Annotated in this window: 14 protein-coding genes; all 14 read left to right on the forward strand. The window is 67.9% G+C overall.

The window, feature by feature from the left end; translation table 11 throughout:
- The first annotated feature begins 39 nt into the window (after positions 1–39).
- Complete coding sequence (gene flhF, locus AC1DCU_RS20785; RefSeq protein ID WP_442252364.1) at positions 40–1,665, forward strand: flagellar biosynthesis GTPase FlhF; 1,626 nt, start codon at positions 40–42, stop codon at positions 1,663–1,665.
- Positions 1,652–2,539, forward strand: coding sequence for a MinD/ParA family ATP-binding protein (locus tag AC1DCU_RS20790; RefSeq protein ID WP_025878980.1), 888 nt, complete (start codon positions 1,652–1,654; stop codon positions 2,537–2,539). Before flhF ends, AC1DCU_RS20790 begins: the two co-directional genes overlap by 14 nt.
- A complete protein-coding gene (locus AC1DCU_RS20795) occupies positions 2,536–3,279 on the forward strand; it encodes an RNA polymerase sigma factor FliA (protein ID WP_025878979.1) in 744 nt (247 codons plus the stop codon). Before AC1DCU_RS20790 ends, AC1DCU_RS20795 begins: the two co-directional genes overlap by 4 nt.
- Positions 3,280–3,298: 19 nt before the next feature.
- A complete protein-coding gene (gene cheY / locus AC1DCU_RS20800; protein WP_005413247.1) occupies positions 3,299–3,691 on the forward strand; it encodes a chemotaxis response regulator CheY in 393 nt (130 codons plus the stop codon).
- Positions 3,691–4,296, forward strand: a complete 606-nt coding sequence (locus AC1DCU_RS20805; protein ID WP_025878978.1) for a protein phosphatase CheZ — start codon at positions 3,691–3,693, stop codon at positions 4,294–4,296. The genes cheY and AC1DCU_RS20805 overlap by 1 nt, the downstream gene beginning before the upstream one ends.
- Positions 4,297–4,298: 2 nt before the next feature.
- Positions 4,299–6,125: a chemotaxis protein CheA gene (locus AC1DCU_RS20810; protein ID WP_442252365.1), complete on the forward strand. Its 1,827-nt coding sequence runs from the start codon at positions 4,299–4,301 to the stop codon at positions 6,123–6,125.
- 146 nt (positions 6,126–6,271) lie between these two features.
- A complete protein-coding gene (locus tag AC1DCU_RS20815; RefSeq protein WP_025878976.1) occupies positions 6,272–7,012 on the forward strand; it encodes a flagellar motor protein in 741 nt (246 codons plus the stop codon).
- A 1-nt stretch (position 7,013) separates the two neighbouring features.
- Positions 7,014–8,027, forward strand: coding sequence for a flagellar motor protein MotD (motD, locus tag AC1DCU_RS20820; protein WP_032974846.1), 1,014 nt, complete (start codon positions 7,014–7,016; stop codon positions 8,025–8,027).
- A gap of 4 nt (positions 8,028–8,031) precedes the next feature.
- A complete protein-coding gene (locus AC1DCU_RS20825) occupies positions 8,032–8,814 on the forward strand; it encodes a ParA family protein (RefSeq protein WP_059064121.1) in 783 nt (260 codons plus the stop codon).
- Positions 8,811–10,175, forward strand: a complete 1,365-nt coding sequence (locus AC1DCU_RS20830; protein ID WP_442252371.1) for a chemotaxis protein CheW — start codon at positions 8,811–8,813, stop codon at positions 10,173–10,175. The genes AC1DCU_RS20825 and AC1DCU_RS20830 overlap by 4 nt, the downstream gene beginning before the upstream one ends.
- 94 nt (positions 10,176–10,269) lie before the next feature.
- A complete protein-coding gene (locus AC1DCU_RS20835; protein WP_032975458.1) occupies positions 10,270–10,578 on the forward strand; it encodes an STAS domain-containing protein in 309 nt (102 codons plus the stop codon).
- Complete coding sequence (locus tag AC1DCU_RS20840) at positions 10,575–10,940, forward strand: response regulator (RefSeq protein WP_025878971.1); 366 nt, start codon at positions 10,575–10,577, stop codon at positions 10,938–10,940. The genes AC1DCU_RS20835 and AC1DCU_RS20840 overlap by 4 nt, the downstream gene beginning before the upstream one ends.
- Positions 10,941–10,985: 45 nt before the next feature.
- Positions 10,986–12,965, forward strand: coding sequence for a chemotaxis protein CheA (locus AC1DCU_RS20845; RefSeq protein WP_282280120.1), 1,980 nt, complete (start codon positions 10,986–10,988; stop codon positions 12,963–12,965).
- A gap of 385 nt (positions 12,966–13,350) precedes the next feature.
- A partial coding sequence (locus tag AC1DCU_RS20850; RefSeq protein WP_442252373.1) for a HAMP domain-containing methyl-accepting chemotaxis protein occupies positions 13,351–15,059 on the forward strand: 1,709 nt, incomplete at its 3' end.

Below are 15,059 nucleotides of genomic sequence, written 5' to 3' on the forward strand. Positions count from 1 at the left end.
CCGACCGCCACTCCGCCGACTTCGTCCCGTGACCACAGCATGAAAATCAAACGATTCGTCGCCGCCGACATGCGCTCGGCCATGAACCTGGTGCGCAAGGAACATGGTCCTGATGCCGTGATCCTGTCCAACCGCCGGATCGAGGAAGGCATCGAGATCGTGGCCGCCGCCAACTACGATGAGAGCGCCGTGCAGCGCGCCCTGGAAGCGTCGCGCCGCGACGTGGCACCGCCGCCCGCGCCGAAGCCGCGCAGCGCCGCCGACGCAGTGATCGCCGCGGTCACCCGCCGTCGCAGCGGCACCCCGGCACCGGAGCCGGTGGCCGCCACCACCTCGGCCGTTGCCGCCCTCGCCCGCGCCGCCGTCGGCGCGACCGGCCGCACCCTGGACAGCGCCGACGAGATCGTGCCGACGCGTGGCAGCACCGGTTTCGCCGCCACCCTGGCGCGCGCCGCCGTCAATGAATCGACGCTGCCGGAACAGATCTTCGCCCCGTTCGCCGACGCCATCGTGGCGCCCTCACCCTCGCCTGCGGCAGCCGCGCCGGTGAACCGCGCCCGCTTCCAGATCGACCCGCCGCTGGAAGACAGCGCGCAGCTGCCGGCAGTGACGCCGCCGCCGTTGCCGGTTGCCCTCCAGGCCACCACGGCACCCGAAGACCAAGCCTCACACGCGCAGGTTGCCGTGCAGCCGACCGAGGCTGCACCGGCACCGATGCCGGCGCTGGCGCCAGCACCCGCGCTGACCCTGGTCGCCGATGACGCCGAGATCCGCCACCTGCGCCAGGAAGTGGCCGGCATGCGCCAGGTGATCGAGCGCGAGATGAACCGCTTCACCGACGAGCGCCTGCGCGGCAGCCCGGTGCGTGCCACCGCGCTGGACCTGATGGACGAGTACGGCTTCGATGCCGGCATCGCCCGCGACGTGGCCATGCAGATCCCGCTTGAAACCGAAGCGCATCGCGGCCGCGGCCTGATGCTGGGGCTGATCTCGCGCAAGCTGCCGATCGCCCCGGTCGATCCGCTGGAGGAAGGCGGTGTGATCGCCCTGGTCGGCCCGACCGGCGCCGGCAAGACCACCACCATCGCCAAGCTGGCCTCGCGCTTCGCCGAAGCCCATGCCGCCCGCGACGTCGCCCTGGTCACCACCGATACGATGCGCATCGGCGCCCGCGAACAGCTGTACGGCTACGGCCGCCAGCTCGGCATCGCCGTGCACGAGGCCAACAGCGGCACCGACCTGGACCAGCTGCTGGAACGCCTGAAGGACTACAAGCTGGTGCTGATCGACACCGCCGGCCTGGGCCCGCGCGACCGTGCGCTGGCCGCCCAGCTGCAGTGGCTGCGCGCCGCCCGCCAGGTCCGCACCCTGCTGGTACTGCCGGCCAACACCAGCTTCGGCGACATGGACGAGGTGGTCCGCCGCTTCGGCGCGGCCAACCTGCAGGGCCTGGTGCTGAGCAAGCTGGACGAGACCGGCCGCTTCGGCAACGCCCTGTCGGTGGCGGTGGACCACAAGCTGCCGATCACCTGGGTGACCGATGGCCAGGACGTCCCGGACGACCTGCACCGGGCCAGTGCAGCCAATCTTGTACTTCGCCTTGAAGATTTGCGCCGCGCGGCCGATATGCCCTGCAACCCGGAGTTGAACCATGCCGTCGCGTGAGTACGCCAAGCTGACCACCACCTTCCCGCTGACGGCGACCCGCAGCGAGCCGCTCGGCCCTGTGCGCACGATTGCCGTGACCGGCGGCAAGGGCGGCGTCGGCAAGACCAACGTATCGGCCAACCTGGCCGTGGCGCTTGCGGGAATGGGCAAACGCACCCTGTTGCTGGACGCCGACCTGGGCCTGGCCAACATCGACGTGATCCTGGGCCTGAGCCCCACCAACACCCTGGCCGACCTGGTCGCTGGCCGCTGCAGCCTGGATGACGTGATCATCGAAGGCCCGAACGGCGTGCTGGTGGTACCGGCTGCGTCCGGCCGCCGGCACATGGCCGAGCTGGCCCCGGCCGAGCATGTCGGCCTGGTCAACGTGTTCTCCGAGCTGGAGCGCGAGCTGGACATCATGGTGGTGGACACCGCCGCCGGCATCACCGATGGCGTGCTGACCTTCTGCCAGGCCGCGCAGGACACCGTGGTGGTGGTCTGCGATGAACCGGCCTCGATCACCGACGCCTATGCGCTGATCAAGGTGCTGTCGCGCGAACGTGGCGTGGACCGCATCCAGGTGGTGGCCAACATGGTGCGCGACCCCAACGAAGGCCGCGTGCTGTACGAGAAGCTGACCCGCGTCTGCGAGAAATTCCTCGCCGATGTCTCGCTGAACTACCTGGGCTGCGTGCCGCAGGACGACTGGCTGCGCCTGTCGGTGCAGCGCCAGCAGCCGGTGGTGAAGGCCTATCCGTCCAGCCCGTCGGCACTGGCGATCACCGAGATCGCCCGCCGCACCGCCCGCTGGCAGGCACCGACCGAGCCGCGCGGCGGCGTCGAGTTCTTCCTCGAACGCATCATCAAGCAGCGTGGGGTGGCCGCATGAAAGGCGCCGCCCAGTACAGAGAGGTCCAGCGCACGGCGGCCAACGAGGTCATCGCCCAGCACTCAGACCTGGTGCGGCGCATCGCCCACCATCTGGCCGCACGCCTGCCGGCCAGCGTTGAGGTGGACGACCTGATCCAGGCCGGCATGATGGGCCTGATCGAAGCCTCGCGCAGCTACGACGCCGACCAGGGTGCTTCGTTCGAGACCTACGCCTCGATCCGCATCCGCGGTTCGATGATCGATGAGATCCGTCGTGGCGACTGGGTACCGCGTTCGGTACACCGCCGTGCACGTGACGCTGCGGCCACCATCCGCCGCCTGGAGCAGAGCACCGGCCGCGCCGCCAGTGCCACCGAAGTGGCCGCCGCGATGGAGATGCCGCTGCCCGAGTACCTGCGCCTGATGGAGGACGCCTCGCGCGGCCAGGTACTGAGCCTGGAGTCGCGCATTGAAGACCAGGGCGAGCTGGACACCGTCGCCCAGGGCGGCCCGACCCCGCAGCAGGTACTGGAACGTGGCGAGTTCGGCCGCGAGCTGGGCAATGCCATCGGCCACCTGCCCGAGCGCGAACAGCTGGTGCTGTCGCTCTACTACGAGCAGGAACTGAACCTGAAAGAGATCGGCGCAGTGCTCGGCGTGAGCGAGTCGCGGGTCTGCCAGATCCACGGCCAGGCGGTCCTGCGCCTGCGTGGCCGACTGAAGATTTTCGAGGCGGCCGACGCCGGCCTCGAGAGCTGATCAACAAAGGAACTCTGCTTTGAACAAGAACATGCGCATCCTGATCGTCGACGACTTCTCGACCATGCGTCGTATCGTCAAGAACCTGCTGGGCGATCTGGGCTTCACCAATACCGCCGAAGCCGAGGACGGGCATGCCGCGCTGTCGCTGCTGCAGAGCCAGCCGTTCGACTTCGTGGTCACCGACTGGAACATGCCGGTGATGACCGGCATCGAACTGCTCAAGGCCATCCGCGCCGATGCCAAACTGAAGACCCTGCCGGTGCTGATGGTGACTGCCGAAGCCAAGCGCGAGCAGATCATCGAAGCGGCGCAGAACGGCGTGAACGGTTACATCATCAAGCCGTTCACCGCACAGACGCTGGAAGAGAAGCTCGGCAAGATCTTCGAACGCCTGGCGGCCAGCGCTTGATGGATACCACGGTCGACAAGAGCGCCCTCGCCCTGCGCCTGCAGGAAGCCCTGGATGCACTGGAATCCGGCGACGAGGCGGCATGGCGCCAGCGCATCGACGGCCTGGTCGCGCTGCGCACCCAGCCGATGATGAGCGGCCTTTCGCGGCTGGCCCGCGAGCTGGGCCAGGCGCTGGGCGAACTGCCGACCGTGCCCGATGAAGCCGGCGAGCTGGACGATGCCTGCGCGCGCCTGGACCACGTGGTGGCGATGACCGAACAGGCCACCCACCGCACCCTGGACCTGGCCGAAGAGTGCCGCAGCCTGACCGAACAGCTGCGCGCCGACGGCCTGCAGCCGGGCCAGGACGTGCAGCTCGACCGCATCCGCCACAACCTCACCGAGATCGCCCTGACCCAGAGCTACCAGGACCTGACCGGGCAGATCATCCGTCGCGTGGTGGGCATCGTCCGCCGCGTGCACGAAGGCTTCGGCGCGCTCGGTCTGCCGCCGGAACAGCATCGCACCGATCCGGAACTGGCTGGGCCGGCACTGAAGGGACTGGACCGCCATGCGGTCTCGCAGAACGACGCCGACGACCTGTTGTCGGATCTGGGGCTGTAACCATGGGCGCAGTAGCCGACGACATCACTGCCGATTTCATCATCGAGGCCCAGGAGATCCTGGATCGCCTCGGCGAACAGCTGGTGTCGCTGGAACAGGCACCGCAGGACAATGAACAGCTCAACGCGGTGTTCCGTGGCTACCACACGCTGAAGGGCGGCGCAGGTTTCCTCGGCATCACCGCAATGGTCGAGCTGTGCCACGCCGCCGAGGAAGCGCTGGGCGCCGCACGCGCCGGCCAGGCCGTCCTGCAGGCGCATCACTTCGATGCCGCCCAGCAGTCACTGGACTACCTGCAGTCGATGCTTGACGCGGTGTCTTCGGGCACCGAGCCGGGCTTTGCCCCGCCCGAACTGGTCGCCCAGTTCGACGTGCATGGCGGCGGCGCTACCGCGCCTGCGGCCGCGACGCCGGGTGCGGGCGGCGGCGACTTGATCACCGACGACGAATTCGAGGCCCTGCTCGACCAGCTGCATGGCGGCAAGGCGCCGACAACCGTGGCGGCGGCGAAGAAGGCCGACGACATGATCAGCGAGGACGAGTTCGAGGCATTGCTCGACCAGCTGCATGGCGGCGCCGCCCCGGGCAGCAACACCACCGCAGCGGCTGTTGCGGTACCGGCACCGCGACCGGCGCCCTCGCCGGCCCCGCCCGCTGCCAAGCCCGCACCCAACAAGCCTGTCGCCGAAGCCGAACACACCGTGCGCGTGGACACCAAGCGCCTGGATGCCATCGTCAACCTGATCGGCGAACTGGTGCTGTCACGAAACCGGTTGAAGACGCTGCGCGCGCGCCTGCGCGATGAAGAGCTGGACCGCGCCGTGTCCACGCTGGATATCGCCACCGCGCGCCTGCAGTCGGCGGTGATGCGCACCCGCATGCAGCCGGTCGGCAAGGTGTTCTCGCGCTTCCCGAAGGTGGCGCGCGACGTTGCGCGTTCGCTGAAGAAGGAAGTGGACCTGGAACTGATCGGCGCCGAAACCGAGCTCGACCGCAACCTGGTCGAAGCGCTGGCCGACCCGCTGGTGCACCTGGTCCGCAACGCCATCGACCATGGCGTGGAAATGCCTGACCTGCGCGAAGCGCAGGGCAAACCGCGGATGGGTCACGTGCGCCTGTCGGCACAGCAGGAAGGCGACTACGTCAGCATCGAAGTGCAGGACGATGGCGCCGGCATCGATCCGGAAAAACTGCGCGCCAAGGCGCGCGAGAAGGGCCTGATCGATCCGGAAGCCGCCGCCCGCCTGAGCAGCGAGGAATGCCTGCACCTGGTGTTCCTGCCAGGGTTCTCGACCAAGCAGCAGGTCACCGACATTTCCGGCCGCGGCGTCGGCATGGACGTGGTGCAGTCGCGCATCCGTGAGCTGAGCGGGCAGATCCAGATCCAGTCGGAACTGGGCCGCGGCAGCCGTTTCATGATCCGCGTACCGCTGACCCTGGCGATCCTGCCGACCCTGCTGGTGCAGGCCGGCGAAGACGTCTACGCACTGCCGCTGGCCCGTGTGATGGAAGTGCTGCATGCGCCGCGCACCTCGTTGGGCTGGTTCGACGGCCGCGCCGTGCTCGACCGCCGCTCGCACACGCTGGCGCTGGTCGACCTGCGGCAATGGCTGGATGTGACGCCGGCCACCTCGCCCCTGCTGACCATCGTCGTGCTGCAGGCCGGTGAAGCACGCTTCGGGCTGGTGGTGGACCAGGTGCGCGGGCGTGAGGAAGTGGTCATCAAGCCACTGCCCAAGGCCCTGCGCGGCCTGCGTGGTTATGCCGGTGCAACCCTGATCGGCGATGGTCGCATGGCGCTGATCCTGGACGTGGACGGGCTGCGCTGAAGCCCGCCGGGCATGGCCCGGCGCTACCGGAAACGGCCCCGCAGGGTAGCGCCGGGCCATGCCCGGCGACCCGAAAACTGTGACTACCGTCTGTACACGACCTACCGGTGTCTCAAGTCCCATTCATACAAGCCGATACCGGACCCATGGATAGACTCAGCCTCATTGGACTTTTCCTCGCCCTGGCCTCGCTGGTCGGTGGCAGCATCCTCAAGGGCGCCGGCCTGGCGTCGTTGTGGTCGCCTGCGGCGTTCGTGATCGTCATCGTCGGCACCATCGCCGCCATCCTGCTGCACACCTCGCCAGCGGTGTTCAAGCACGCCTTCAAGATCGTGCGCTGGGTCGTGCGGCCGCCGCACAGCGACCGTCGCGAACTGATCCAGCAGATCGTGGAATGGAGCAACATCGCCCGCCGCCAGGGCCTGCTCGGCCTGGAATCGCAGGTGGAAGCGCAGCAGGACCCGTTCCTGCGCAAGGGCCTGCAGCTGCTGGTGGACGGCGTTGAACCCGAATCGATCCGGCACATGCTGGAGATCGAACTGGGCAGCCAGGAGCACCAGGACCAGGCCGCCGCCAAGGTGTTTGAAAGCATGGGCATCTATGCGCCCACGCTGGGCATCATCGGCGCCGTGCTCGGCCTGATCGCGGTAATGAAGAACCTCGCCGACCCGAGCAAGCTCGGCCACGGCATCGCCGCCGCGTTCACCGCCACCATCTACGGCATCGCCTCGGCCAACCTGCTGTTCCTGCCCATCGCCGCCAAGCTGAAGGGCGTCATCGCCCATTCCAGCCGCGACCGCGAAATGGTCATCGAAGGCCTGATCTCGATTGCCCAGGGCGAGAACCCGCGCAACATCGAAACCAACCTCTCCGGCTTCCTGCACTGACATGGCCCGCCGCAAGCACCACGAAGAGCACGCCAATCACGAGGCATGGGCCATCCCCTATGCCGACCTGATGACGCTGCTGCTCGCCTTCTTCGTGGTCATGTACGCGATCTCCTCGGTCAACGAGGGCAAGTACCGGATCATGGCCGACGCCCTCACCGATGCCTTCGGTGGTGCGCCGCGCACCATCAATCCGGTGCAGGTGGGCAACAAGCAGGTGCAGGGCGGCGGCTGGGACAGCCCGTCGGTGATCAAGTCCGGCACCAAGATCGGGCCGTCCGCTCCCGCGCCCTCGCACGACCCCACCCTGCTGCCGGCGATGGCCTCGCAGATGCGCATGCCGGTGTCGGTGCACAACCAGGAACAGATCGCGCGTGCCGAGCGCCAGCTCAACAGCATCGCCGACCGCCTGACCGCCGCGCTGGCGCCACTGATCGACCGCGGCATGATCAGCGTGCGCCGCACCGAGCTGTGGATCGAAGTGGAGATCAACAGCGACATCCTGTTCCCGACCGGCTCGGCGGCGCTGGACGTGCATGCGCGCGACACCCTGGCCAGCCTGGCCGGCGTGCTGCGCGACGTGCCCAACAGCGTGCGCGTGGAAGGACACACCGACAACGTGCCGATCGCCACCGCCACCTTCCCGTCCAACTGGGAGCTGTCGGCCGGGCGCGCGGCCAGCGTGGTGCATCTGTTTGCCGACCAGGGGCTGCAGCCATCGCGGCTGGCGATGGTCGGCTACGGCCAGTTCCGCCCCCGCGAAGACAACGACAGCGCACAGGGCCGCAATCGCAACCGGCGGGTGATGGTCATCATCCTGGCCGACACCAGTCATTCGGTGGACCCGCTCGGCGAACGCCTGAATGCCGCCACCGGCACTGCCCGCGGCGCCAGCGAACAGGCCACCGCAGCACCGGCCACCACCCCCACTTCCCCCATCGCACCGGTGCAGTTGCCACCGGTGCCGGCTGGCAGCCGTGTCGGCGCCGCCGTTCCCCCGGCAATGAAGGAGTAATCCGATGCGCATCTGGGCAGTCGCCAACCAGAAGGGCGGAGTCGGCAAGACCACCACCACCCTCGCCCTCGGTCGCGGCCTGGCCGCGCTCGGCCACCGCGTGCTGCTGATCGATCTCGATCCGCATGCCTCGCTGACCCGCGCCTTCGGCGTGCCGATCGAGCCGGCACCGGCCGGCGTGCTGGAACTGTTCGCCGCACCGCCGGCCGACCTGTCCGCGCTCAGCCATGCCAGCAACATCGGCGGACTCGATTACGTGTGCGCGCAGGCCTCGCTGGCCACGCTGGAACGACGCAGCGCCAACCAGCCCGGCCTCGGCCTGGCCCTGCAGAACGCGCTCGCCCGCCACCAAGGCCAGCACGACTACATCCTGCTGGACTGCGCACCGACCCTGGGCCTGCTGATGATCAATGCGCTGGCCGCGGCCGATCGCCTGATCATTCCCACCCAGGCCGAGCCGTTGGCCCTGCACGGCCTGGATGGCATGGTCCGCACCGGCGAGATGGTCGAGCGTTCGCGCCGCCGGCCGCTGCCGATCTCGATCCTGCCGACACTGTTCGACCGCCGCACCCGCACCGGCAATGAATCGCTGCGCGCCATGCAGGACCGCCACGCAAGCCGCGTCTGGGAAGACGCGATTCCGATCGACACCCGCATCAGCAACGCGGCCGGCCTGACCCTGCCGAGCATCGGCGAGGACTACCCGGGACGCGGCCTGGCGGCCTATCGGCGCGCGTTGAACTGGATCCTCGGTGAGGACGCACGTGCCCTGGAGCAGGCGGCATGAACACCACCGGCATGCTGGACGACTATCTGGACGAGCTGCTCGGCGACATTGCCGTCGCACCGGTCGCCGCTGATGCCGCGCCACGCCCGACGAGCGCAGCAGCCGACGGCGAGCGCGAGCCGACCTGGGATGATCTGCCGGCCGAAGTGATCTACGAAACCGACGCCGTCGCAGTGGCCCCGGCCAACGACGATGCTTCGCTCGAAGCCGCATTCGACGCGGCTGCCACGCCTGCGGCCGACACCGGGCGCGAGCCGACCTGGGACGATCTGCCGGCCGAAGTGATCTACGAAACCGACACCGTCGCAACCGCTCCGGCCAATGATGATGCGGCGCTGGAAGCCGCCTTCGACGCCGTTGCCACGCCTGCGGCCGATACCGGGCGCGAGCCGACCTGGGACGATCTGCCGGCGGAAGTGATCTACGAAACCGACGCCGTCGCAGCCGCTCCGGCCAACGATGATGCGGCCTTGGAGGCTGCTTTCGACGCCGCCAACGTGCTTGCGATCGACACAGAGCGCGAGCCCACCTGGGACGACCTGCCGGCCGAGGTCGTCCATGAAACCGCGCCGGTGGCCAATGCCGCTGTCGCACCGCCCGCGCCGGAACCCACCTGGGATGACCTGCCGGACGAAGTGATCTACGAAACCGACGCCGCCGACAGCCTGGCGCACACCGACAGCCCCGGGTTGCAGGCCGCCTTCGAAGCCGCCGCCGACGGCGAAGTGGTTGCTGCCATCGCTGCGCCGGCCGTTGCCAAGGCCGCCGCGCGCCCCGCACCAGCACCGATGCCATCGATGACCCGCGCCGCCGTCGCATCGCCGCCACGGCTCGCGGTGGACACCCCCTCCAGCAACCGCCCCGGTTCCTGGCAGGAGCTGCAGGCCCAGGCGCATCAGCCCGCCAGCAGCCCGCATCCGCAGAACCGCCGCGCCGGCGAACGCACGTCGCGTTGGCTGCGCCTGCGCTGTGGCACCCAGGCCTACGCGCTGGAACTGCTGAAGGTGCAGGAAGTGGTGCTGCCGGTGCCGTTGCTGCCATTGCGCGGCACTGCCCCGGAAATGCTCGGCATCATGAACCTGCGTGGCCAGGTGGTGCCGGTGATGGATCTCGGCCTGCACCTGGGTGCGGCCTCCGCCGAGGATGACGCGCAGACCCGCATCGTCGTGCTTGAAGAGAACGGCGAGACCTTGGGCCTGCGTGTGTCGGCCGTGGAGGACGTCGCCAACCTGACCGACTCGCAGATCGAACCACCCGATACCGCCCGCATCTGCCAGATCTCCAATGAACTGTTCCGTGGCGTGGCCCGCATCAGCCAGCGGCCGATGATCCTGCTCGACGCCACGCAGCTGCTGGGGTGAATCCGTGCTCTGAATCGGCGCGCAGCGCCGATACCCCTAAAGAACCGCCCCACGGTGCCGTTATGAATGCTGGAACCGTTTGTCCGGAGCAACGATGAGCACTGTCGAACTGGGTGAGGATCTCGGCATCGAGAGCAGCACCGAGCTCAAGAACCGCCTTTCGCCCTTGGTGGCGGAAGCAGGCGAGCTGACCCTGGATGCAAGCCAGGTCGGCCGCATCCACACCGCCAGCATGCAGGTGCTGTGCGCCTTCGTGCAGGCCCGCCGCGAGGCAGGCCTGGGCACCGGCTTCCACGGTTGCACTGCAACCTTCCGTGACGCTGCACGCCTGTTGGGCGTCACCCAGGCCCTGGGCCTGGACGTACCCCATGACAACCTGAAATCTGTGGAGAACGCTGCATGAGCGCACGTATCTTGGTGGTGGACGATTCGGCGTCGATGCGCCAGATGGTTTCCTTCGCCCTCACCTCGGCCGGTTTTGCCGTCGAAGAAGCTGAAGACGGCGCGGTCGCGCTCGGACGTGCCAAGGGCCAGCGCTTCAATGCGGTGGTCACCGACGTCAACATGCCGAACATGGACGGCATCGCGCTGATCCGCGAACTGCGCCAGCTGCCGGACTACAAGTTCACGCCGATGCTGATGCTGACCACCGAGTCGGCAGCGGACAAGAAGTCCGAAGGCAAGGCCGCCGGTGCGACCGGCTGGCTGGTGAAGCCGTTCAATCCCGAACAGCTGGTCGCCACCGTGCAGAAAGTGCTGGGCTGATCGCCCCGCACTGCTCCCCCTCTTCGCTTCCGGATTGCCACTGCCATGAGCATGGACCTGCAACGCTTCCACGCCACCTTCTTCGAGGAGAGCCGCGAAGGCCTCGACGCCATGGAGGCTGGCCTGCTGGCCCTGGAATCGGGACAACAGGACCCGGAGATCATCAACTCGGTGTTCCGTGCCGCCCACTCCATCAAGGGTGGCGCAGGCACGTTCGGCTTCGATGCCATCGCCGGGCTGACCCACGTGCTGGAAACGCTGCTCGATGAGCTGCGGGCCGGCAAGCGCGCACTGGAAGGCAACGCCGTCGATGCGATGCTGTCGTCGGTGGACGTACTGCGCGCCCTGTTGCGCGAGGCCGAGCACGGCCAGCCCGCCGATCCTGCAGCGGTCGCTGCGGTGAAGGCGCGCCTGGAAGCGGTGCTGTCCGGCCAGACACCCGCCGCCGCTGCACCCGCTGCCGCCAGCAAGGTGGACGACACGCCGGAAGCCTGGCAGATCGGCTTCACCCCGGCGCCGTCACTGTTCATGAGTGGCAACGACCCGTTGCGCATCATCCGCGAACTGGAACACCTGGGTTCGCTGCAGGTGGCCGCGCGCATGGATCGCCTGCCCGGCTTCGCCCAGCTCGACCCGCTTGAAGCCCACCTGGCGTGGGACCTGGGCCTGGTCGGCAAGGTGCCGCGCAGCAAGATCGAAGACACCTTCGCCTGGGTGCTGGACGACTGCGAACTGGACATCCGTCCGGCCGCACCACCAAGCCTGGCCACCCAGGCACCGGCTGCCGCGCCGGTCGCTGCCCCTGCGCCCGCCGCTGCCGCACCGACGGCCAGCACCGGGGCCAGCCAGGAAGCAGAAACCTCCATCCGTGTCAGCGTCGACAAGGTCGATGCACTGATCAACCTGGTCGGTGAGCTGGTCATCACCCAGGCCATGCTCAAGCAGGTCTCGCACGCGCTGGACCCGGTGCATGCCGAGAGCCTGTTCGCCGGCCTGGACCTGCTTGAACGCAATACCCGTGACCTGCAGGAGGCTGTGATCGGCGTGCGCATGCTGCCGGTCGACGCAGTGTTCCGCCGCTTCCCGCGCCTGGTCCGCGACCTGTCCGGCCGCCTGGGCAAGCACGTGCGCCTGCGCACCATCGGCGAAGGCACCGAGCTGGACAAGGGCCTGATCGAGAAGATCGCCGATCCGCTGGTGCATCTGGTCCGCAATTCCATCGACCACGGCCTGGAAATGCCGGACGTGCGTCGCGATGCTGGCAAGGACGAGACCGGCACGATCACCCTGGCGGCCTCGCACCAGGGCGGCCACATCGTCATCGAAGTCAGCGACGACGGCCGCGGCCTGAACCGCGAGAAGATCCTGGCCAAGGCGCAGGAACGCGGCCTGGCCGTACCGGACAACCCCACCGACTCGCAGGTCTGGGACCTGATCTTCCAGCCCGGCTTCTCCACCGCCGATGCGGTCACCGACCTGTCCGGTCGTGGCGTGGGCATGGACGTGGTCCGCCGCAACATCCAGGCGCTCGGTGGCGAGGTGCAGATTGAAAGCGGCCTCGGCACCGGCACCCGTACGCTGATCCGGCTGCCGTTGACCCTGGCCATCCTCGACGGCATGACCGTGGCGGTGGCCGGCGAAACCCTGATCCTGCCGCTGGCCTACGTGCTTGAAGCACTGCAGCCGCAGCCTGACGACATCCGCAGCATGGCCGGCGAAGGCCGCGTGCTGCGCGTGCGTGGCGAATACCTGCCGATCCTGTCGCTGAGCGAGTACTACGGCTATGGCCAGCGTGCACCCGGCAGTGAATCGCTGGTGGTGGTGGTTGAAGGCGATGGCCAGAAGATCGCGCTGGAAGTGGACGAACTGGTCGGCCAGCAGCAGGTCGTGGTGAAGAACATCGAGAACAACTACCGCCGCATCGGCGGGGTCTCCGGTGCCACAATCCTCGGCGATGGCCGCGTCGCCCTGATCGTCGACATCGGCGGCCTGGTGCGTTCGCTGCGGGTACCGCAGGCCGCCTGAGCTGCGCTACACGTTGTACCTGACCGCCGCCCTCCGGGGCGGCGGTTTTCGTTTGCGCGCGGGCGCAGGCCGCAATCGTACCCACGCGCAACGCGGCGGCGCCCGCAACTGTGAACTCCGTCGTCCTGTGTCGTGAACCTGATCGGGCGCATGGTTTCGCCTGAAACCACGCCGCCACGGCGAAAGCCCCGCCACTGCTTGCTTTCCGTTGGTTTCCCCTACGCCAGCGAATGTGACATCGGTCCATAAAGTACGGCGCAGCTGCGCCGCTATCTCGGGTTGACGGCAGTCACCGATCCTTCACCCGGCACCACCGTTCCCTCCTGCAACGACCTTTTGCCCGCGGCGCCGCCGCCGGTATTCTGCCCACCTTGGAGCACCCTGCATGAAGTGGTTCCACGATCTGCCCATCGCCCGCAAGCTGGCTGTGGGATTCACCCTGACCACCCTGATGACCGTCGTGCTGGGTGCGTTCGCCCTGGTCCGCCTGTCCGAAGCCAACGCCAAGCTGACCTCGATGGCGACCAACGACATTCCATCGGTGCAGTACCTCGGTGAAGTGCGCTCGCAGCTGGGTGAGTTCCGCACCTATGAGCTGGCCCAGATCAGCATGCTGGACCAGCCGGAGAAGGTCGCCGACTACAACAAGCGCATGAACGACACCGCTGCGGTGGTGCGCGAGCAGCTGGCGGCCTATGCCAAACTGCCGGCCGGCGACAAGGAACGCGCGCTGTACCAGGCCGTGCAGGCCGACGTCGATGGCTACTTCGCCGCCAATACCAAGCTGCGCGAAGCGGCCACCGCCGGTGATGGCGAAGCGGCCCGGCAGATTTCCGATGAGCAGTCGCGCCCCCTGCGCCGCAAAGCCTTTGAAGACCTGAAGGCGCTGGGTGCGCTGCTGGGAACCCAGATGCAGGGCAAGATCGACGACGCCAACGCGACCCACCGCAACAGCATGCTGGCCATCATCGCCGCCATCGTGCTGCTGGTCGTGGTCGCCGCCACCCTGGCCGTGATCATCTCGCGCGCCGTGGTCGGCCCGCTGGGCAAGGCCGTGCACGCCATCCAGGCCGTCGCCCGCGGCGATCTCAGCGTCACTACCCAGGCCACCGGCAAGGATGAGGCGGGTCGCATGTTGGCGGCCACCGCGGAGATGACCGCGATGCTGCGTCGCTTCTCCGAGCAGACCCAGCTGATGGCACAGATGCATGCCGGCCCCGATATCAGCCACCGCATTCCGGAAGACTTCCCGGGCGTCTATGGCCAGCTCGCCGGCGGCATCAACACGGTGATCTTCGAACACCTCGATGCGATCCGTGATGCCATCGATGTGCTCAACCAGTACGCCACCGGCAACCTCACCCCCGATGCGCGCCGGTTGCCGGGCAGCCGCGCGATCCTGCACGAATCGATGGATGCGGCCAAGGCCAGCCTGCTGGCCATCAACACGCAGATCCAGCAGCTGGCATCGGCCGCCGCCGCCGGCGACTTCAGCCAGCGCGGCGATGCGCAGCGCTTCGATCACGATTTCCGCGTGATGATCGAGCAGCTCAACAGCATGATGGAGGTCGCCGACGGCAATCTTGGCCAGCTGTCGCAGCTGCTGCAGTCCATCGCCGCGGGCGACCTGACCGCACGCATGGACGGCCAGTTCCACGGCGTGTTCGCCCGCATGCGTGACGATGCCAACACCACCGTCGCCCAGTTGACCCAGATCGTCAGCCAGATCCAGGCCAGCACCTCGAGCATCACCCTGGCCTCAGGCGAAATCGCCTCGGGCAATAGTGACCTGTCACGCCGTACCGAACAGCAGGCGGCCAACCTGGAAGAAACCGCCGCCTCGATGGAGGAACTGACCTCCACCGTTCGCCAGAACGCCGAACATGCGCGCCAGGCCAACCAGCTCGCCATCGGTGCGCACGGCGTGGCCTCGCAGGGCGGTGAAGTGGTCGGCCAGGTGGTCACCACCATGTCGGCCATCGAAGCCTCCTCGAAGAAGATCGCCGAGATCATCTCGGTCATCGATGGCATCGCCTTCCAGACCAACATCCTGGCGCTGAATGCCGCAGTGGAAGCGGCCCGTGCCGGCGAACA

The sequence above is a fragment of the Stenotrophomonas sp. 10L48 genome (assembly GCF_056395105.1).

Bases quoted from the DNA above. Each gene is read 5' to 3' on its own strand.
- AC1DCU_RS20825 (WP_059064121.1), top strand. From the start codon at position 8,032: ATGCGCATCTGGGCAGTCGCCAACCAGAAGGGCGGAGTCGGCAAGACC.
- AC1DCU_RS20845 (WP_282280120.1), top strand. From the start codon at position 10,986: ATGAGCATGGACCTGCAACGCTTCCACGCCACCTTCTTCGAGGAGAGC.
- AC1DCU_RS20810 (WP_442252365.1), top strand. From the start codon at position 4,299: ATGGGCGCAGTAGCCGACGACATCACTGCCGATTTCATCATCGAGGCC.
- AC1DCU_RS20795 (WP_025878979.1), top strand. From the start codon at position 2,536: ATGAAAGGCGCCGCCCAGTACAGAGAGGTCCAGCGCACGGCGGCCAAC.
- motD (WP_032974846.1), top strand. From the start codon at position 7,014: ATGGCCCGCCGCAAGCACCACGAAGAGCACGCCAATCACGAGGCATGG.
- AC1DCU_RS20835 (WP_032975458.1), top strand. From the start codon at position 10,270: ATGAGCACTGTCGAACTGGGTGAGGATCTCGGCATCGAGAGCAGCACC.
- AC1DCU_RS20830 (WP_442252371.1), top strand. From the start codon at position 8,811: ATGAACACCACCGGCATGCTGGACGACTATCTGGACGAGCTGCTCGGC.
- AC1DCU_RS20840 (WP_025878971.1), top strand. From the start codon at position 10,575: ATGAGCGCACGTATCTTGGTGGTGGACGATTCGGCGTCGATGCGCCAG.
- AC1DCU_RS20790 (WP_025878980.1), top strand. From the start codon at position 1,652: ATGCCGTCGCGTGAGTACGCCAAGCTGACCACCACCTTCCCGCTGACG.
- flhF (WP_442252364.1), top strand. From the start codon at position 40: ATGAAAATCAAACGATTCGTCGCCGCCGACATGCGCTCGGCCATGAAC.
- AC1DCU_RS20805 (WP_025878978.1), top strand. From the start codon at position 3,691: ATGGATACCACGGTCGACAAGAGCGCCCTCGCCCTGCGCCTGCAGGAA.
- AC1DCU_RS20815 (WP_025878976.1), top strand. From the start codon at position 6,272: ATGGATAGACTCAGCCTCATTGGACTTTTCCTCGCCCTGGCCTCGCTG.